Annotated in this window: 21 protein-coding genes; 11 read left to right on the forward strand and 10 right to left on the reverse strand. The window is 70.3% G+C overall.

Going from position 1 to position 17,262, the window contains the following annotated elements:
- Window positions 1-3 precede the first annotated feature (3 nt).
- The 4 genes from EL338_RS26610 to EL338_RS18800 are packed head-to-tail and all read left to right on the forward strand — an operon-like array spanning window position 4 to window position 5,235.
- Window positions 4-1,302 carry an adenylate/guanylate cyclase domain-containing protein gene (locus tag EL338_RS26610; RefSeq protein WP_235666206.1) on the forward strand — a complete coding sequence of 433 codons (1,299 nt, stop codon included), beginning with the start codon at window positions 4-6 and terminating at the stop codon, window positions 1,300-1,302.
- Window positions 1,296-1,610, forward strand: a complete 315-nt coding sequence (locus EL338_RS26615) for a hypothetical protein (protein ID WP_235666207.1) — start codon at window positions 1,296-1,298, stop codon at window positions 1,608-1,610. Before EL338_RS26610 ends, EL338_RS26615 begins: the two co-directional genes overlap by 7 nt.
- On the forward strand, window positions 1,526-3,190 hold the full coding sequence (locus EL338_RS26620) for an ATP-binding protein (RefSeq protein WP_235666208.1): 1,665 nt from the start codon (window positions 1,526-1,528) through the stop codon (window positions 3,188-3,190). Before EL338_RS26615 ends, EL338_RS26620 begins: the two co-directional genes overlap by 85 nt.
- Entirely contained in the window at window positions 3,190-5,235 is a 2,046-nt protein-coding gene (locus tag EL338_RS18800) for an FAD-dependent oxidoreductase (protein WP_126335136.1), read from the forward strand. Before EL338_RS26620 ends, EL338_RS18800 begins: the two co-directional genes overlap by 1 nt.
- Window positions 5,236-5,241: 6 nt before the next feature.
- Here the strand turns inward: EL338_RS18800 and EL338_RS18805 are convergent, their stop codons facing one another.
- On the reverse strand, window positions 5,242-6,483 hold the full coding sequence (locus EL338_RS18805) for a saccharopine dehydrogenase family protein (RefSeq protein ID WP_126335137.1): 1,242 nt from the start codon (window positions 6,481-6,483) through the stop codon (window positions 5,242-5,244).
- A gap of 41 nt (window positions 6,484-6,524) precedes the next feature.
- Window positions 6,525-7,088, reverse strand: coding sequence for a CGNR zinc finger domain-containing protein (locus EL338_RS18810; protein ID WP_163791842.1), 564 nt, complete (start codon window positions 7,086-7,088; stop codon window positions 6,525-6,527).
- A gap of 86 nt (window positions 7,089-7,174) precedes the next feature.
- On the opposite strand from EL338_RS18810, the gene EL338_RS18815 reads away from it, so the two are divergent.
- The 4 genes from EL338_RS18815 to EL338_RS18830 are packed head-to-tail and all read left to right on the forward strand — an operon-like array spanning window position 7,175 to window position 10,291.
- On the forward strand, window positions 7,175-8,173 hold the full coding sequence (locus EL338_RS18815; protein ID WP_126335139.1) for an EamA family transporter: 999 nt from the start codon (window positions 7,175-7,177) through the stop codon (window positions 8,171-8,173).
- Between the two features lies 1 nt (window position 8,174).
- The gene (locus EL338_RS18820; protein WP_126335140.1) at window positions 8,175-8,852 is read left to right on the forward strand and encodes a cutinase family protein; all 678 of its coding nucleotides are present in this window, start codon (window positions 8,175-8,177) and stop codon (window positions 8,850-8,852) included.
- Between the two features lie 44 nt (window positions 8,853-8,896).
- Complete coding sequence (locus EL338_RS18825) at window positions 8,897-9,589, forward strand: cutinase family protein (protein ID WP_126335141.1); 693 nt, start codon at window positions 8,897-8,899, stop codon at window positions 9,587-9,589.
- Window positions 9,590-9,613: 24 nt separating this feature from the next.
- Window positions 9,614-10,291 carry a cutinase family protein gene (locus EL338_RS18830; RefSeq protein ID WP_435404875.1) on the forward strand — a complete coding sequence of 226 codons (678 nt, stop codon included), beginning with the start codon at window positions 9,614-9,616 and terminating at the stop codon, window positions 10,289-10,291.
- 3 nt (window positions 10,292-10,294) lie between these two features.
- On the opposite strand, the gene truA is transcribed toward EL338_RS18830, so the two are convergent.
- The 8 genes from truA to infA form a co-directional block, all read right to left on the reverse strand.
- On the reverse strand, window positions 10,295-11,197 hold the full coding sequence (truA, locus tag EL338_RS18835) for a tRNA pseudouridine(38-40) synthase TruA (protein WP_163791844.1): 903 nt from the start codon (window positions 11,195-11,197) through the stop codon (window positions 10,295-10,297).
- Window positions 11,181-11,759: a 50S ribosomal protein L17 gene (gene rplQ, locus EL338_RS18840; protein ID WP_126335143.1), complete on the reverse strand. Its 579-nt coding sequence runs from the start codon at window positions 11,757-11,759 to the stop codon at window positions 11,181-11,183. The genes truA and rplQ overlap by 17 nt, the downstream gene beginning before the upstream one ends.
- 60 nt (window positions 11,760-11,819) lie before the next feature.
- Window positions 11,820-12,872 (reverse strand): DNA-directed RNA polymerase subunit alpha, encoded by a 1,053-nt coding sequence (locus EL338_RS18845; RefSeq protein WP_126335144.1) that lies wholly within the window; start codon window positions 12,870-12,872, stop codon window positions 11,820-11,822.
- Window positions 12,873-12,952: 80 nt separating this feature from the next.
- The gene (gene rpsD / locus EL338_RS18850) at window positions 12,953-13,558 is read right to left on the reverse strand and encodes a 30S ribosomal protein S4 (protein ID WP_126335145.1); all 606 of its coding nucleotides are present in this window, start codon (window positions 13,556-13,558) and stop codon (window positions 12,953-12,955) included.
- Window positions 13,559-13,575: 17 nt separating this feature from the next.
- Window positions 13,576-13,992, reverse strand: coding sequence for a 30S ribosomal protein S11 (gene rpsK / locus EL338_RS18855; RefSeq protein WP_126335146.1), 417 nt, complete (start codon window positions 13,990-13,992; stop codon window positions 13,576-13,578).
- Between the two features lie 6 nt (window positions 13,993-13,998).
- Window positions 13,999-14,373, reverse strand: coding sequence for a 30S ribosomal protein S13 (gene rpsM, locus EL338_RS18860; RefSeq protein WP_126335147.1), 375 nt, complete (start codon window positions 14,371-14,373; stop codon window positions 13,999-14,001).
- Between the two features lie 188 nt (window positions 14,374-14,561).
- A complete protein-coding gene (gene rpmJ / locus EL338_RS18865; RefSeq protein WP_003879483.1) occupies window positions 14,562-14,675 on the reverse strand; it encodes a 50S ribosomal protein L36 in 114 nt (37 codons plus the stop codon).
- 51 nt (window positions 14,676-14,726) lie between these two features.
- On the reverse strand, window positions 14,727-14,948 hold the full coding sequence (gene infA, locus EL338_RS18870) for a translation initiation factor IF-1 (protein WP_003418601.1): 222 nt from the start codon (window positions 14,946-14,948) through the stop codon (window positions 14,727-14,729).
- A gap of 287 nt (window positions 14,949-15,235) precedes the next feature.
- Here infA and EL338_RS18875 point away from each other — a divergent pair, with 287 nt between their 5' ends.
- From EL338_RS18875 to EL338_RS18885, 3 genes are read left to right on the forward strand one after another with little or no spacing between them, the layout of a single operon-like run.
- Complete coding sequence (locus EL338_RS18875) at window positions 15,236-15,478, forward strand: hypothetical protein (protein ID WP_235666210.1); 243 nt, start codon at window positions 15,236-15,238, stop codon at window positions 15,476-15,478.
- Window positions 15,479-15,508: 30 nt separating this feature from the next.
- Window positions 15,509-16,366, forward strand: coding sequence for an LLM class F420-dependent oxidoreductase (locus EL338_RS18880; protein WP_126335148.1), 858 nt, complete (start codon window positions 15,509-15,511; stop codon window positions 16,364-16,366).
- A gap of 21 nt (window positions 16,367-16,387) precedes the next feature.
- Window positions 16,388-17,245 (forward strand): LLM class F420-dependent oxidoreductase, encoded by an 858-nt coding sequence (locus EL338_RS18885; RefSeq protein ID WP_126335149.1) that lies wholly within the window; start codon window positions 16,388-16,390, stop codon window positions 17,243-17,245.
- Window positions 17,246-17,262: the final 17 nt, after the last annotated feature.

A 17,262-nucleotide genomic window follows, 5' to 3' on the forward strand; every position in this document is an offset into this window, starting at 1 on the left:
CGCTTGACCGATCAGCCCAGCATCGAAGAGTTGCTCGACCGCGCGGTCACGGCGATCAACCGGGGCGACCGCGCCACCGCCGACGCCCTGGCCGGGCAGGTGCTGGCCGTCGACCGCAGCAACTCCGACGCCGAGGGGCTGCTGGACTCCCCCGCCGACGGCGGCGAGATCCGGCGTCTGACAATTCTTTTCGCCGACCTGGTCGACTCCACCGCGCTGTCGACCCGGATCGAGCCGGAGGTCTATCGCACGGTCGTCGGACACTACCGCGATCAGGTCCTGCGGATCGTCGACCGCTACGAGGGCCACGTCGGCTCCACCAAGGGCGACGGGTTGCTGGCGGTGTTCGGCCATCCCACCGCCCACGAGGACGACGCGCGCCGCGCCGTGCAGGCCGGGCTGGACATCACCCGGGAGGTCGTCCAGCTCAGCGAGAAGGTGCGCCGCCGTTTCGGTTTCGACATCGCGGTGCGGGTCGGCGTGCACCGCGGCCTGGTCTACCTCGACATCGCCCAGGACGACGTCTACGGGTTGGGCGCCAACCTGGCCGCCCGGATGTGCAGCCTGGCCGACCCGGACGCGGTCGCGGTGTCCGCGGCCATCGAACACCTGGTACGCGACGACTACGAACTCGAGGAGCGCCCCGCCGCGCTGGTCAAGGGCGTCGACGAACCGGTCGCCCACTTCCGGGTGATCGGCGAGCGCGACACGTCGGCCGGCGTCCGCGGCCCGCTGATCGGCCGGGAGGCCGAAGTCGCACGGTTGCGCGATGCCTGGGCGGGCGCCGGCGCCGGCGAACTGGGCCCCGCCGGCCTCGCGGTGTGCGGCGAGGGCGGCATCGGTAAGTCCCGGCTGGTCGAGTCGGTGGTCGAACTGGCCCAGCGGGATAAGGCGCCGGTGCTGCGGTTGTTCGGTTCGCCGTTCCACACCCACGTCGGGCTGCGGCCGGTGCGCCGCCTGCTGGAACGTCGGTGCGGCATCAAACGCAACTCGGACGCGGCCACGACCCTGCAGAAACTGACGACCGAACTCAATTCCGTTGGGCTGGACACCAACCGGGTGGTGCCGCTGCTGGCCCCGGTGCTGGGGCTGACCCCCGAGAGCGGCTACCGGTTGGCGACGGCGAACGCCACGCGGCTCTACCAGCAGATCGCCGAGGCCGTCCGCGACTACCTGCTGGCGTGCGTGGGCCCCGGCCCGGGGGTGATCCTGTTCGAGGATCTGCACTGGTACGACGAGGACACCGTCGAGGTCCTCGAGGCGCTGCTGCGCGCGACCCGCACCCGCACGCGTTGGTGCTGATCACCGACCGCGAACTCCCGACGCTGGCCGGCGACCCGGACGTCCTGGCGCTGCGGCCACTCGACGACGACGAGGCCGATCAGCTGATCCGGGCGTTGCATCCGCAGCTGGACAACCGGGCCCGCAAGAAGGTACGGCAGCGCTGCGACGGCATCCCCCTCTACATCGAGGAGGTGGTCGCCAAGGTCCGGGAGCAACCACCGACGCGGGTTCCTCGACCCAGGTGCCCGACACCCTCTACGACGCACTCATCGCCCGGGTGCGGTCGAGCACCAAGGCCCGCGTCGTCGTCGAGGCCGCAGCGCTGACCGGCGGGCTCATCGACCGGGGACTGATCCGCTCGGTGGTCGACCTGGACCGCGGCGAGGTCGACGCCATCTTCGACGAGCTGACCCGGGGCCGGGTGCTGCAGGCGGTCGGCAAGAACCGGTGGCGATTCCACCACGAACTGCTGCGCGAGGTCGCCGCCGAACTCTCGCCCCCGAGTGTGCAACGCCGGCTGCACATCCGGATCGCCGACGCCCTGGTGGCCGGCGCCGCCGACGGGACGCCGGAGTGGCCGCAGGTGGCCCACCACTACGAGAAGGCGCAGCGGTTCGACGAGGCCGCGTCCGCGTATCAGAAGGCGTCCATCAACGCCCGGCAGCGCGGGGCGTTGATCGAATCCCAGAACCACCTTGCCCGCGCGTTGGAGAACGTCGAGCGGCTGCCCGCCAGTCACGCCCGCGACCTGCACGAGGTCGACATCCGGCTCGAGCGCGGCTTTCTGTCCTCGACGGCCACCGGGCACGCGAGCGCGGAGGCCGCCGCCGAGTTCGAGCGTTGCCTGCAGCTGATCAGCGACGAGCCCGGCCTGGCCCTCTACGCCACCTTCAGCGGCCTGTGGAGCTACTACGCGACCCGCGGCGACCTGCGCCGCGCCACCCAGCTGGTGGAGGCGCTGCGGCTGCGGTTGGCCGACATGCCCGACTGGTACCGCGCCGCCACCGACGCGGTATTCGGCTCGCTGGCCGTGTTCCGGGGCGAGTTCGATTCCGCGAGAGCCATTCTGGAGGCCGCGGCGCTGGCGGTGGAGAGCCTGGACTCCGCCGAGATCGAGGGGGCCTGGTTCGCCCCCAACGACCCGGTCGCCGGGATGTACACCTTCGTCGGATTCACCCGCTTCATCCAGGGCGACCTGGCCGGCGCCGAGGAGTCCTTCACCAAGATGGAGCGGCGCTGCCAGACGCTGCCGTTCCCGCACGGCCCGTTCACCCTGTGCTACGGACACACCATCGAATCGCTGATCCGCACCGAGGCCGGCCAGACCGACCGGGCCGCACAGCTTCTCGGTGACGTGGCGGCCATCGGCCAACAGGCCGGGTTCGACGAGTGGGTGATGATCGCGGCGAGCGCCGGCGCCAACACCTCCTCCCGCAGTCCGGTCGCCGGCGGGGCCAGGGATCCGGCCGCGCTCGAGGAGCACATCCAGAACCTGACCGTCGTCGTCGAGGCGTGGCGCGCGGCCGAGCTCATCTCGTTCCTGTGTTGGTACGACGCGGCCCTGGCCCAGACCCTGCTCGCGGCCGGCCGCAAGGAGGAGGCTCGGGACCGCGTCGACCTGGCGCTGCAGATGGCCCAGGAGACCGACTGGCACATCTACGACGCGGAGTTGCTGCGCATCCGCGCCCAGACCCACGACTGCGCCGACGCCGTCGAGGCCGACCTGCGCGCCGCGCTCGAGCTGGCCCGCCGGCAGGGGGCGTTGGTGTTCGAATTGCGCGCCGCGGCAGACGCGTTCAGGTGGGGCGGCGAGCCCCACCGCGCCGAACTGCTCGCGGTGCTGGATCGTTTTCCGGCCGGTCAGGACTGGCCCGACCTGGCGCGGCTGCGCTCGCTGGTCGGGTGATGCGCGGCCGGGACAAGGTGGCCATCCTGGGCGGCGGCATGGCCGGGCTGTCCGCGGCGTGGCGGCTGAGCGAACCGGGCTGGCGGGACCGGTTCGAATCCATCACGGTCTATCAGCGCGGGTGGCGCCTCGGCGGCAAGGCCGCGTCGAGCCGGGGCGCCCACGGCCGCATCGAGGAACACGGGCTGCACATCTGGCTGGGCTCCTACGAGAACGCCTTCGCGCTGCTGCGCGAGTGCTACGCCGAATTGGACCGGGCCAGCACCGATCCCGACGCGCCCGTACGCACCTGGGATCAGGCGTTGGTCCCCGCCGACGAGCTCGGGATGGCCGATCGGTGGGCGGGTCAGTGGTCGGTGTGGCCCGGCAAGTTCAGCCGCAACGACGAACTGCCCGGCGAGCCGGACGCCGACGGGCGCGAGGTCACCGCGACCGACCTCGCCCGGCGCACCCTCGGGCTGATCCTCGACTTCGCCGACTCGCTGGCCGCCGAGGCCCCCGCCCCGGCGCGCACGGCATTCCCGCTGCGAGCACTGGACCAGTTGCGCCGCGGCGCGCTGACGGCGTTGGCCGTGCTGGCCGATGCCGGATCGGACCCGCCGGCGGGGCGCCGCCTGTTCGACGCGCCGCTCGACGGGGTGCGCGACCCCCTGGATTACGAGCACCGCCCCGAACACCGCCGGTTCTGGCTGCTGCTGTCGGTGCTGACCGCCACGGCGCGCGGGGTGATCGTCGACAACCTGGTCACCGACCCGCAGGGTTTTCGCGCGATCAACGACGAGGAGTACGGCGACTGGCTGCTGCGGCACGGCGCGCACCCGGACGTGCTGGACTTCGCGCTGATCCGCGGCCTCTACGACATGGTCTTCGGTTACGCCGATGGTGATTGTGCCCGACCGACTTTCGCGGCCGGGCTGGGCGTGCTGCTCACCGGGATCGCACTGTTCCAGTACAAGGGCGCCTTCTTCTGGAAGATGACCGCCGGCATGGGCGATGTGGTGATCGCGCCGCTGTATCAGGTGCTGCGCCGGCGCGGCGTGCGCTTCGAGTTCTTCCATCGCGTCGACGGCCTGCACCTCGACGCGCGCCGCCAGGCGATCGAGACGATCACCATGGGACGCCAGGTGCACCTGGCACCGGGGCACGACCGCTACGAACCCCTGATCCGCGTCGGCGGGCTGCCGGTGTTTCCCGCCGCACCGCTGGCCGACCAGCTGCGGCCGCGCGGCGACCTGGCCGGACTCGAATGTCATTTCGGCGACGACCGCCGCGACGTCGAGACCCGGGTGTTGCGGCGCGGCACCGACTTCGACCGGGTGGTGCTGGCCGCCTCGCTGGGCATGGTGGAGTTGATCTGCGGCGAGTTGATCGCCGACCGCCCCGAGTGGCGGGACATGACCCGGCGGGTGCGCACCGTGGCCACCCAGTCCTTCCAGCTGTGGCTGCGGTCCAGCGAGGACCAATTGGGTTGGGGCCGGCCGGGAGTCACCACCAGCGGCTACGTCGCACCGTTCGACACCTGGGCGTCGATGCCGCAGACCCTGTGGGCCGAGGCCTGGCCCGCCGAGGACCGGCCCCGCGCGGTCGCCTACTTCTGCGGTGTCCTGGACGCGCCGTGGCCGGTCGAGTCGGCACCGGCGGACTACCTGCGGCGGTGCCGGCAGCGGGTGAGCGCCACCGCGGCCGACCACCTCGATCGCCACGTCGGGCTGTATCTGCCCGGGGCGGTCACCGAGCGCGGGTTCGCCTGGGAGCTGTTGTGCGGCAACGGCGACAGCCGCGGATCCGCGGCGCTGGACACCCAGCACGTCAGCGTCAACATCGATCCGTCCGACCGGTATGTGCAGTCGGTGCCCGGCTCGGACAAGTACCGGCTGCGCGCCGACGAAAGTGGTTACGACAACCTGGTCCTGGCCGGCGACTGGACGGATTCCGGCCTCAACGCCGGCTGCATCGAGGCGGCGGTGATGTCGGGACTGCAGGCGGCCAACACGCTGCTGGGCCGCGGCCGCCTGCATCGTATCCGCGGCTTCCACCTGCCCTGATCGCGCTCAGCCCAGCTGGGCGGTACCCAGCGAGACCCCGGCCGCGGGAAGCAGTTCCAGCAACTCGTCGCCCAGCGCGGCGGCCGGGGTCAGCACCCCACCCGGTCGGCCGCGGCTGCGCAGCAGCGCCAGCGCGCAGACCCCGATCAGCACCGCCGTCGCCGAGTAGCCCGGATCGCCGTGCTGGGACATGGTCGCGACGTAGCGGTGCCCGCGGGTGGTCGTGGTGTACGTCTCCACCTTGTAGTAGCCCCGCTCCCCCTGGTCGTAGCCGGCGCCGGCGGGCATCATCGTCTCGAGCAGTCCGGCCGGCAGCAGGCGCAGGTAGGCGCCGCCGAGGCGGGCCGCGGCGGTGATGGTCAGGCCGGTGAGCGCGGCCAGCATCGGCGCGGCGATCGTCGAGCCCATGCTCATGGTCTCGGCGTAGCGGAACCCGCGGCCGTAGGCCCAGCCCTGCAGCGCGTTGCTGCGTCGCACACAGCGGGTGTTGTACAGCGCCATCAGGTAACCGCCGGCCCACAGGCCGGTCAGTTCGGGGGCGATCTCGGATCCGCTGCGCGCCTCGACATCCGGTTGCGGCCCGAGGTCGGGCTCGTGGGCCCGGTCCGGGCTGAGGCTGTACGGATCATCGAGAACCGTCCGGATCGCCGGGTTGTCCGCGGCCACCCGCATCAGGTCCAGCATCGTCTGCAGCGATCCGGCCGAACAACCGCCGGAGTAGGTACGCAGAACGAAGGTGGTCTGGCCCAGTTCGTCGGCGCCGTCGGCGCGGGCGCGCCGGTGCAGGGCCAGCACGTTGAGGTCCGAGGGAACCGAGTCGAACCCGCAGGAGTGCACGATCCGGGCGCCGCTGGCCACCGCAGCCTGGTGCCAGCGGGTGACCGAGGCGTGCACGAACGGGATCTCCCCGGCCAGATCCGCGTAGTCGGTCCCGGTGGTGGCGCAGGCCTCGACCATCGGCAGCCCGCACCGCCCGTAGGGTCCGACCGTGCTGATGACGACGTGGGCGCGCGCGGCCAGCGATCGCAGTGCCGCCGGGTCGTCGGCCTCGGCGACCACCACCGGCCAGTCCGTCCCCAGCCGGGCGCGCAGCGCCGCGAGCCGGGCCGGCGAGCGGCCCGCCAGCGCGATCCGCACGCCCGCGGCCACAGTTGCCAGGTAGGTCGCCAGGTAGTCGGCGACCAGGTTTCCGATGAAGCCGGTGGCGCCGTAGAGCACGATGTCGAGCTCGCGCCCCCCGGCCCCCATGGCCGTCGAGGTTACTCCGATTCGGGTTACTCCGATTCGGGTTACTCCGCCGCGGCCCGCTGGCCTCGGCGTTCCCGATATGCCGCGACGTGCTGTCGGTTGCCGCAGTTGCCGGTGTCGCAGAACCGCCGGGACCGATTGCGGGACAGATCCACCAGCACCGCGTCGCAGTCGGGGGCCGCACAGGTCTTGAGGCGGCGCAGTTCGCCGCCGCGGATCAGGTCGGCCAGCGCCATGGCCATCTCGGCGCCCATGCGCTGGGCCAGCGGATCGTCGACCGACGCCAGGTGCAGATGCCACTCGGGCATCTCGGGGTGCCGGGTCAGCCAGGGCGTGGCACGGGTGTCGGCCAGCAGGGCGTTGACCGCCGCGACGGTGCGTTCCTCGTCGTCGAGCAGGGTGAAGAGGTCGCCGAGGCGGCCGCGCAGCCGGTGCACCGCCGCCAATTCGTCGTCGTCGCGGTCGCGACGGCCGGTCCAACCCCAGCCGTCGAGATAGTCGTCGAGCGTGCGCTGGTCACCCAGCTGTTCACCGTCGGTGCGGTCGCTGTTGACCAGCGCACATATGGTGCGCAAGGTGAGCTCAGTGTCATGACTGAAATTCATTTGACTCATGACTCCTCCCTGACTTAGCGTCATGAGCAACATTCATTTTACTCATGACATGGCGGCGGCTGCCGTCGAGGATCGCAATGCTGATGACCCCGGTCGATCGCCGCTTCCGGCTCGGCCTGTTGCTCGCCGTCGGTTCGGCGGTCAGTTTCGGCATGTCCGGACCGTTCGCGAAGGCGCTCATGACGGCCGGCTGGACCCCCACCGCCGCGGTCACCGCACGGCTGGCCGGCGGCGCGCTGGTGCTGGCGGTGTACGCGAGCCTGGTCCGGCCGGGCTGGATCGGCGAGGCGCTGCGCCACTACCGGACCGTCCTGCCCTACGGGATCTTCCCGATCGCCGGTGCGCAGCTGGGCTACTACAACGCCGTCGAACACCTCTCGGTGGGCGTGGCGCTGCTGCTGGAGTACACCTCGCCCATCCTGGTGGTCGGCTGGGTCTGGGCAGTCACCCGCCGTCGGCCCGCCAACCGCACTCTCGTCGGCGTGGCTCTGGCGGTGGTGGGAATCATGCTGGTGCTCAACGTCTTCAGTGCCGCGCAGATCAACACCGTCGGCGTCCTCTGGGGAATGGTGGCCGCGGTCTGCGCCGCGTGCTACTTCCTGATGAGCGCCCGGGTCGATGACCAACCCGACGGCGCCGGCCTCAATCCCCTCGCCCTGGCGGCCGGCGGCCTGGTCGTCGGCGCGGTGGGGGTGGCGCTGCTGGGCGTGACCGGCGTCATGCCGCTGCGGTTCACCGCGAACGACGTCGTGGTGGCCGGCATCACCACCTCCTGGATCGTGCCCGTGATAGTCCTGGCCGTGTTCAGCACGGCCGTGGCCTACACCCTGGGCATCAAGGCGGTGGCGCTGCTGCGACCCAGCTTCGCGTCCCTGGTGGGGCTGTCGGAGGTCCTGGCCGCGGTGCTGTGGGCGTGGCTGCTGGTCGGAGAGGCGATGACCCCCGTCCAGGCCGTCGGCGGTGCCGTGGTGCTGGCCGGCCTGGCCCTGGCGCGGACCACCGTGACCGCGCCCGCGAGCGCCGGATCGGCCGAGCCGGGGCAGATGACCGCGCTGCCCGACACCTCGACTCGCTAACATGTTTGCTGTGATCGCCACCCGCCTTCGCCGCCTCGCCTCGCTCGCCGGCGCCGCGCTTGCCGCGGCCACCGTGCTGACCGCGCCCGCGGTGCTCTCGCCGTCCCTGACCCCCACCGCCGCCGCCGCGGAGTGCCCCGACATCCAGGTGGTCTTCGCCCGCGGCACCACCGAGGCCCCGGGCCTCGGCCGGGTGGGCCAGGCGTTCGTCGACTCGCTGCGCGCCCAGGTCGGCGGGCGGCAGGTGGACGCCTACGCCGTGAACTACCCGGCCAGTTGGGACTTCCTCGCCGCCGCCGGCGGCGCCAACGACGCCAGCGGACACATCCAGTGGATGATGGCCAACTGCCCGGCCACCCGCCTGGTGCTCGGCGGCTATTCGCAGGGCGCCGCGGTGATCGACGTCATCGCCGCCATCCCGGTGCCCGGCGTCGGGTTCAACGCGCCGCTGCCGCCCAATGCGCCCGAGCACGTGGCCGCCATCGCGGTGTTCGGCAACCCGACCGCCAAGCTGGGCCTGCCGCTGACCTCGAGCCCGGTCTGGGCCGGGCGGGCCATCGATCTGTGCAACGGCGGCGACCCGATTTGCTCCGACGGCCGCGACGTGGCCGCCCACAGCGACTACGTCGCGTCCGGCCAGGCGGCTGAGGCGGCGGCGTTCGTCGCCAGTCGGCTCTGAGCGAAATTTCTATCTGCCAGCACCGATATGTGAGTATTAGCGCCATGAGCGACGTTCATCCCCTCCGCAACGCCGTCCGACGGGCTGCTGCCGCCGTCGGCACCACGGTGGCCGCAGCGGCCCTCACGCTCGCGCCGATGCTGGTCCCCACGGCGTTGCCGGCCGCGGCCGCCGAACCGTGCCCCGACGTGGAACTGATCTTCGCCCGCGGCACCAGCGAGGCCCCCGGCATCGGCCGGGTCGGCCACGCACTGGCCGGGTCACTGCAGGGGCAACTGAACGGCCGCACCCTGGGTACCTACGGGGTCAACTACCCGGCGACCTACGACTTCCTGGCCGCCGCGGACGGCGCCCGGGACGCCACCAACCGCATCGCGACCATGGCCTCGCAGTGCCCGTCGACCCGCATCGTGCTCGGCGGCTACTCGCAGGGCGCCGCGGTGGTCGACATGCTCGTCGGAATCCCGCCGCTGGGCAACAAGATTGGCGACGTCGGATCGGCCGCCCCGCTGCCGGCCGGCCTGCGCGACAACGTGGCCGCGATCGCCGTGTTCGGCAACCCCGCCGCGAAGTTCGGGAACCCGGTCAGCGCAGGCAATCTCGGCGCCCGGTCGATCGACATGTGCAGCGACGGCGACCCGATCTGCTCCGGTGGACGCAATCCCTTCGCGCACACCAACTACGAGTCGGGCCCCATGCCCGCCCAGGCCGCGGGATTCATCCTCCGCTGGCTCTGAGCCCGTTTCGGTACTATTGACGGGGTGGAAATCCGCCGATACTGCGCACTGTTCGGAGCCGGCGTCATCGCCGCCGCAGCCCTGCTCTTCGCACCCGCCACCGTCGCCCCGACCCCCGCGATCCCGCACGCCGCGGCCGCGCCCTGCCCGGACGTCGAGGTCGTCTTCGCGCGCGGGCGCCTGGAACCGGCCGGCGCCGGCCAGATCGGCAACGCGTTCGTCGACGCCCTGCGCGCCAAGACCGGCCAGAACATCCGCCTGTACTCGGTGAACTACCCGGCCAACAGCGAGGTGGACCTCGGCGCCAACGACATGAGCCGGCGCATCCAGGCCACCGTGGCCGACTGCCCCGACACCCGCATCGTCGTCGGTGGCTACTCGCTGGGCGCCGCGGTCGCCGATGTGGTTCTGGCCGTGCCGTTCTCGGTGTTCACCTTCAAGAACCCGCTGCCGCAGAGCTCCGAGCAGCGCATCGCCGCGGTCGCCCTGTTCGGCAACGGCATGGGCTGGGCCGGGCCCATCTCCACCTTCAGCCCGGTCTATGCCGAGCGCACCATCGAGCTGTGCCACGGGGACGACCCGATCTGCAACCCCACCGACCCGGATAACTGGGAGGCCTACTGGCCCGACCACCTGGCGCCGGCCTACATCAAGGCCGGGATGGTCAACCAGGCCGCGGACTTCGTCGCGGCCCGCCTGTAGGTCTCAGAGCTCGTCGGCGCTGCGCAGGTCGCGGGTGATCAGGGTGCGCGCGGCGAGCTGGTCGTCGGGCGGGTAGTCCACCCCGACCAGCGTGAGCCCGCGGGCCGGGGCGGCCGCGAAATCGCTGGACCGGCTGGTCTGTTCGAGCAGCCCGGCCGTCCAGTCCGCGTCGCGGCGGCCCTCCCCCACGGCCAGTAGCGCCCCGACGACCGACCGCACCATGTTCCAGCAGAACGCGTCGGCGGTGACGTGGGCGCTGACCCGGTCGCCGTCGCGCTCCCAGTCGAGCCGCTGCAGTTCGCGGATCGTGGTGGCGCCGGGACGATGCCGGCAGAAGGCCGCGAAGTCGCGCAGCCCCAACAGTTCTCGGGCGGCCTCGTTCATGGCCGCCACGTCCAGCGGCCGCGGCCACGGCGTGACGAACCGGGACTCCTGCGGATCGACGCCGTAGGGCGCCAGCGACAGCCGGTAGACGTAATGGCGGCGCAGCGCCGAGAAGCGCGCGTCGAACCCGGCCGGCGCCCGGACGATGTCCCGCACCCGGACGTCCTCGGGCAGCAAACGGCCCAATCTGCGCACCAGCGGCCGGAATTCGGGCTCGCCGTGGCGCACGGTGCGCGGGTAGGCGTGGACCAGCGCGTCGTCGGGGAGGTCGATGTGCGCGGTCTGGCCGGTGGCGTGCACGCCGGTGTCGGTACGGCCGGCGGCGCGCAACACCACCGGGGTCCGGAACACCGTCGACAAGGCCTCCTCGGCGACCCCGGCCACGGTCCGCTGGCCCCGCTGGACGGCCCAACCGGCGAAATCGGTGCCGTCGTAGGCGATGTCGAGCTTAAGACGAACATGCCCGCCACCGGAGTCGATGGCGGGCATGTTCGTGGCGTCTTCGCTACTTGGCAGCGTCATCCTCGGCGGGAGCCTCGGACTCGGTGGCCTCGGGAGCTTCGGTGGCCTCAGCTTCGGGAGCCTCGGTGGCGTCGTCGGCGGTGGGACCTTCGGTCGCCTCCGGCTCGACGGCGGCCTGCGGCGCCGCTGCCGCGGCGACCGGCTGCTCGGCCTTGGCCTGCGAGGCCGCGGCGCGGCGGGCCCGGTTGGCCTCGTCGGTCACGGTCTTCTCGCGCACCAGCTCGATGACCGCCATGGGCGCGTTGTCGCCCTTGCGGTTCTCGACCTTGATGATGCGCAGGTAGCCGCCGTCGCGATCGGCGTAGAACGGCGCGATCTCGGCGAACAGGCTGTGCACGACGTCCTTGTCGCGGATCTTCTTCATCACCTCACGCCGGTTGTGCAGCGTGCCCTTCTTGGCGTGGGTGATCAGCTTCTCCGCGTACGGCCGCAACGCCCGCGCCTTCGGCTCGGTCGTCTTGATCCGGCCGTGCTCGAAGAGCGAGGTGGCCAGGTTGGCCAGCAGCGCCTTCTGGTGCGAGGACGACCCGCCGAGGCGAGGGCCCTTGGTGGGCTTGGGCATTGCGACTATCTCCTCAATGGGGCCGGCCCCCGTATCAGGTAGGGCCGGGACGGTTGTTCTTTAGAGCTGCTCGGTTTCGGCGTAGTCCTGGTTGTCTTCCGGGTCGTAGCCGGCTTCGCTGTTCCAGGTTCCGGTGGCCGCGTCGTAGCCGGCGACCTCGGACGGGTCGAAGGTGGCCGGGCTGTCCTTGAGCGAGAGACCCAGCTGATGCAGCTTGATCTTGACCTCGTCGATGGACTTCTGACCGAAGTTGCGGATGTCCAGCAGGTCGGACTCCGTGCGGGCGACGAGCTCGCCGACGGTGTGCACACCCTCGCGCTTGAGGCAGTTGTACGAGCGGACGGTGAGGTCCAGGTCGTCGATCGGCAGCGCGAAGCTGGCGATGTGGTCCGCCTCGGCCGGCGACGGCCCGATCTCGATGCCCTCGGCCTCGACGTTGAGTTCCCGTGCCAGACCGAACAATTCGACCAGGGTCTTACCGGCCGACGCGAGCGCGTCGCGCGGGCTGATCGAGTTCTTGGTCTCGACGTCGAGGATCAGCTTGTCGAAGTCGGTCCGCTGCTCGACACGCGTGGCCTCCACCTTGTAGGTGACCTTGAGCACCGGCGAGTAGATCGAGTCGACCGGGATGCGGCCGATCTCGGCGCCGGAGGCCTTGTTCTGCACGGCGGGCACGTAGCCGCGGCCCCGCTCGACGACCAGCTCGACCTCGAGCTTGCCCTTGTCGTTCAGGGTCGCGATGTGCATGTCCGGGTTGTGCACGGTGACGCCGGCCGGCGGGACGATGTCGCCCGCGGTGACCTCACCCGGGCCCTGCTTGCGCAGGTACATGGTGACCGGCTCGTCCTCCTCGGAGGACACGACCAGACCCTTGAGGTTCAGGATGATGTCGGTGACGTCTTCCTTGACCCCGGGAACCGTGGTGAACTCGTGCAGCACGCCGTCGATGCGGATGCTGGTGACCGCCGCGCCCGGGATGGACGACAGCAGCGTGCGCCGCAGCGAATTGCCAAGGGTGTAACCGAAACCCGGCTCCAGCGGTTCGATGACGAACTGGGAGCGGTCCTCGGCGATGACCTCTTCGCTCAGGGTGGGACGCTGAGAAATCAGCATGGTGTTTCTTATCTCCTTCTCGGCACCCGCTATTTGATGCCGTTAGGTGGTCGCCGGCCGGTTTACCGGCGACCCATCTCTTACTTCGAGTAGAACTCGACGATCAGCTGCTCGGCGAGCGGCACGTCGATCTGTGCCCGCTCCGGCAGCTGGTGGACGAGGATGCGCTGCCGCTCGCCCACGACCTGCAGCCAGGACGGGATCGGGCGTTCACCCGCGGTCTCGCGGGCGATCTGGAACGGCACGGAGTTCAGCGACTTGTCCCGGACGTCGATGATGTCGTACTGCGACACCCGGTAGCTGGGAACGTCGACCCGAACGCCGTTGACGGTGAAGTGGCCGTGGCTGACGAGCTGGCGGGCCATCCGGCGGGTACGCGCCAGGCCGGCGCGGTACACGACGTTGTCCAGCCGGCTCTCGAGGATCTGCAGCAGCTCCTCACCGGTCTTGCCGGCGCGGCGCTGGGCCTCTTCGTAGTAACCGCGGAACTGCTTCTCCATCACGCCGTAGGTGAAGCGGGCCTTCTGCTTCTCCTGCAGCTGCAGCCGGTATTCGCTCTCCTTGATCCGCGCGCGGCCGTGCTGGCCGGGCGGGTAGGGGCGCTTCTCGAACGACTGGTCGCCGCCCACCAGGTCGACGCCGAGGCGGCGCGACTTGCGGGTCACGGGTCCTGTGTAACGAGCCATTGTCTAAATCCTCTTCCCTAGACCCGGCGCCGCTTGGGCGGACGGCAGCCGTTGTGCGGCTGCGGCGTGACATCGGAAATGGCGCCAACCTCGAGGCCGGCGGCCTGCAGCGAACGGATCGCGGTCTCGCGACCGGAGCCCGGTCCCTTGACGAACACGTCGACCTTCTTCACGCCGTGCTCCTGCGCCTTGCGGGCGGCGTTCTCGGCCGCCAGCTGCGCGGCGAACGGCGTCGACTTGCGCGAACCCTTGAAGCCGACGTGGCCCGAGGACGCCCAGGCGATGACGTTGCCCTGCGGATCGGTGATCGACACGATCGTGTTGTTGAACGTGCTCTTGATGTGAGCGGCGCCGTGCGGGACGTTCTTCTTGTCCCGGCGACGGGTGGTCTTGCCCTTCTTGGGCCCGGCTGCCGCCTTCTTTGCTGTTGCCATCGGGGGTTACCTGGCCTTCTTCTTGCCGGCAATGGTGCGCTTGGGGCCCTTGCGGGTGCGCGCATTGGTCTTGGTCCGCTGGCCGCGCACCGGCAGGCCGCGGCGGTGCCGCAGGCCCTGGTAGCAGCCGATCTCGATCTTGCGGCGGATATCGGCCTGGACCTCGCGGCGCAGATCGCCCTCCACCTTGAGGTTGCCCTCGATGTAGTCGCGCAGCTGGGTCAGCTGGTCATCAGTCAGGTCCTTGGTGCGCAGATCCCGGTCGATACCGGTCGCAGCCAGGATCTCCTGGGAGCGGGTACGGCCTACGCCGTAGATGTAGGTCAGCGCGATCTCCATACGCTTATCGCGCGGGAGGTCGACGCCCACTAGACGTGCCACAGTGGTGTGCTTCCTTCTTCTATGCGGAGGTCTGTTCCCAGTCCGTTCCCACCTGCTGATGGGGTCCGGCCTCCGTGCCGGACGTGATGAGCAGCCAATCTGCTCAGTGGTGCTGGGAGGTCTGCATTAAGTTGTGGTGCTGCGACGGCCGGTGTACCGGCTCCGGTAGAGCCCCGGACTGATCCGGACTAGCCCTGCCTCTGCTTGTGGCGAGGATCGGAGCAGATCACCATGACCCGCCCATGCCGGCGGATCACCCTGCACTTGTCGCAGATCGGCTTGACGCTCGGGTTCACCTTCACGGCTGTTCGATCCTGTTCTCTGTTCGTACGGGGGTGGTATTGCGGGGCGGCTTACTTGTAGCGGTACACAATGCGGCCGCGGGACAGGTCGTAGGGAGAGAGCTCCACTACGACGCGGTCCTCAGGGAGGATGCGGATGTAGTGCTGCCGCATCTTGCCGCTGATGTGCGCGAGCACCTTGTGTCCGTTCTCCAGCTCAATGCGGAACATCGCATTGGGCAGGGGCTCGACCACGCGGCCCTCGACCTCAATGGCACCGTCTTTCTTGGCCATAACTTCTTGGCGATCCTGTCGTCTGGTGTTTCGTAACTATGTCGGTTTCGTATGTACTTAACTTCGTTTGCGCCCAGGTGGGCACAGCCACAGCTGCGACTACGATAAACGTGAAATCCACCCCTGGAATTCCAGGACGGCAGGAGAAAGCACGCGAGAAGTCGGCGCGGTGGCCGCACCGTTGGTCCACGATACCCGCTCGGTGCCCAGGCGCCAAAACTCGCGCAGCAGGACCGGCGCTGAACACCTACTCCGCCGACGCCGCGCGGCTGCAGATGCTGCCCGACGTGCTCCAGTCGGTGATCAAGTCCACCGAGGCCGCGGCCGCACCGCTGGCCGAGATCGAGCGGCTGTCCATCATCGGCGGGTCCGCCGACACCCAGGACGCGGTCGGCGGGCTGCTCGGGGTCAGCCCGCTGGCGGTCGCCAAGATCATCGAGACGCTCCAGTCGTCCGGGATCGACCTGGCCGAGATGTTGAACCGGACCAAAGGCAACGGTGTCGACCCGCTCGCGCCCGTCGAGGAATAGTCCGGCCGAGCCCCCGGGTTGTCCTCAGACATGACCTCCCCAGATCTCGGCGCCTTCGGTGTCTTCGGCCATTACGCCCAGTGGCAGCAGTTCAGCGACGAACAACTCCGCGAGATCGAGGCCCTGGGCTACGGGGCCCTGTGGGCCGGTGGGTCCCCGCCCGCCGAGTTGGACTGGGTGGCGCCGATCCTGCGGGCGACCGAGCGGTTGCAGCTGGCCACCGGGATCGTCAACATCTGGACGGCGCCGGCCGCCGAGATCGCCGAATCCTTCCACCGGATCGACGCCGCCTTCCCCGGTCGGTTCCTGCTCGGCATCGGGGCCGGCCATCCCGAGGCGCAGACCGAGTACCAGAAGCCCTACGACGCGCTGGTGGCCTACCTGGACGAACTCGACAGGCACGGGGTGCCGCGGCAGCGCCGGGTGGTTGCCGCGCTCGGTCCGCGGGTACTCGCGTTGTCGGCGCAGCGCAGCGCCGGCGCACACCCCTACCTGACCACCCCGGAGCACACCGCGCGCGCCCGCGAGGTGCTCGGCCCCGACGCCTTCCTGGCGCCCGAACACAAGGCGGTGCTGAACACCGACATCGACCAGGCCCGCACGGCCGGGCGCAAGATGCTCGACATCTACCTGGGCCTGCAGAACTACCGCAACAACTGGAAACGGCTCGGCTTCACCGACGCCGACCTGGAAAAACCGGGCAGCGACGCGCTGGTCGACGCGGTCATCGCCCATGGCACCGCCGAGCAGGTCGCAGCGCGCCTGCAGGAGCATCGCGCCGCCGGCGCCGACCACGTACCCGTGCAGGTGCTGACCCGAACTGACAAGCTGATACCTGCCCTCGCCGAATTGGCCGGCCCGTTGGGGCTGACCGCCGGCGCCGCTTAGCGACACGGAGATGGACACCCGATGACCGACGCAGTTTCGCTCAAGCCCGACCTCGGCCGCTACGGCGTCTGGACATTCGGCCCCGTCAGCCCGGAGACCGCCGTCGAGATCGAGAAGCTCGGCTACGGCGCGTTGTGGGTGGGTGGCTCACCGGCCGCCGACCTCGAGTTCGTCGAGCCGATCCTGGCGGCCACCGACAGCCTGCAGGTGGCCACCGGCATCATCAACATCTGGACGGCCCCGGCCGACGAGGTCGCCGACTCCTATCACCGCATCGAAAAGGCCTACCCCGGAAGGTTTCTGCTGGGTATCGGGGTGGGTCACCCGGAGAACACCGAGGAATACACCAAGCCCTTGGACGCCCTGGTGAGCTACCTCGACGCCCTGGACGCCAAGACCGTGCCCACCAGCCGGCGGGTCATCGCGGCGCTGGGCCCCAAGGTGCTGCAGCTCTCGGCGCAGCGCAGCGCCGGCGCGCATCCGTACCTGACCACCCCGGAGCACACCGCCAGCGCCCGCGGCACCATCGGCAACACCGTGTTCCTCGCCCCCGAACACAAGGTCGTGCTGACCCGCGACGCCGAGCAGGCCCGCGCGCTCGGCCGGCAGACCGTCGACTTCTATCTGGGGCTGTCGAACTACGTCAACAACTGGCGCCGGCTCGGCTTCACCGCCGAGGAGGTCGCCCGCCCGGGCGCCGACCGGTTGATCGACGCGGTGGTCGCCCACGGCACGCCCGACGACATCGCCGCGCGGCTCACCGAACATCTGGAACTCGGCGCCGACCACGTCACCATCCAGGTGCTCGGCGACCCCGAGGACCTGCTGCCCACCCTGGCCGACCTGGCCGGGCCGCTGGGCCTCACGGCCCGAAGCTGAGCGCCCAGGTAGGGTCT

Origin of the sequence: Mycolicibacterium chitae (genome assembly GCF_900637205.1) — a bacterium.
Classification (GTDB): Bacteria; Actinomycetota; Actinomycetes; order Mycobacteriales; family Mycobacteriaceae; genus Mycobacterium; species Mycobacterium chitae.

Coding starts and splice junctions, on each gene's coding strand:
- EL338_RS18800 (WP_126335136.1), top strand. CDS start 3,190: ATGCGCGGCCGGGACAAGGTGGCCATCCTGGGCGGCGGCATGGCCGGG.
- EL338_RS18805 (WP_126335137.1), bottom strand. CDS start 6,483: ATGGGGGCCGGGGGGCGCGAGCTCGACATCGTGCTCTACGGCGCCACC.
- EL338_RS18810 (WP_163791842.1), bottom strand. CDS start 7,088: ATGAATTTCAGTCATGACACTGAGCTCACCTTGCGCACCATATGTGCG.
- EL338_RS18815 (WP_126335139.1), top strand. CDS start 7,175: ATGCTGATGACCCCGGTCGATCGCCGCTTCCGGCTCGGCCTGTTGCTC.
- EL338_RS18820 (WP_126335140.1), top strand. CDS start 8,175: ATGTTTGCTGTGATCGCCACCCGCCTTCGCCGCCTCGCCTCGCTCGCC.
- EL338_RS18825 (WP_126335141.1), top strand. CDS start 8,897: ATGAGCGACGTTCATCCCCTCCGCAACGCCGTCCGACGGGCTGCTGCC.
- truA (WP_163791844.1), bottom strand. CDS start 11,197: ATGACGCTGCCAAGTAGCGAAGACGCCACGAACATGCCCGCCATCGAC.
- rplQ (WP_126335143.1), bottom strand. CDS start 11,759: ATGCCCAAGCCCACCAAGGGCCCTCGCCTCGGCGGGTCGTCCTCGCAC.
- EL338_RS18845 (WP_126335144.1), bottom strand. CDS start 12,872: ATGCTGATTTCTCAGCGTCCCACCCTGAGCGAAGAGGTCATCGCCGAG.
- rpsD (WP_126335145.1), bottom strand. CDS start 13,558: ATGGCTCGTTACACAGGACCCGTGACCCGCAAGTCGCGCCGCCTCGGC.
- rpsK (WP_126335146.1), bottom strand. CDS start 13,992: ATGGCAACAGCAAAGAAGGCGGCAGCCGGGCCCAAGAAGGGCAAGACC.
- infA (WP_003418601.1), bottom strand. CDS start 14,948: ATGGCCAAGAAAGACGGTGCCATTGAGGTCGAGGGCCGCGTGGTCGAG.
- EL338_RS18880 (WP_126335148.1), top strand. CDS start 15,509: ATGACCTCCCCAGATCTCGGCGCCTTCGGTGTCTTCGGCCATTACGCC.
- EL338_RS18885 (WP_126335149.1), top strand. CDS start 16,388: ATGACCGACGCAGTTTCGCTCAAGCCCGACCTCGGCCGCTACGGCGTC.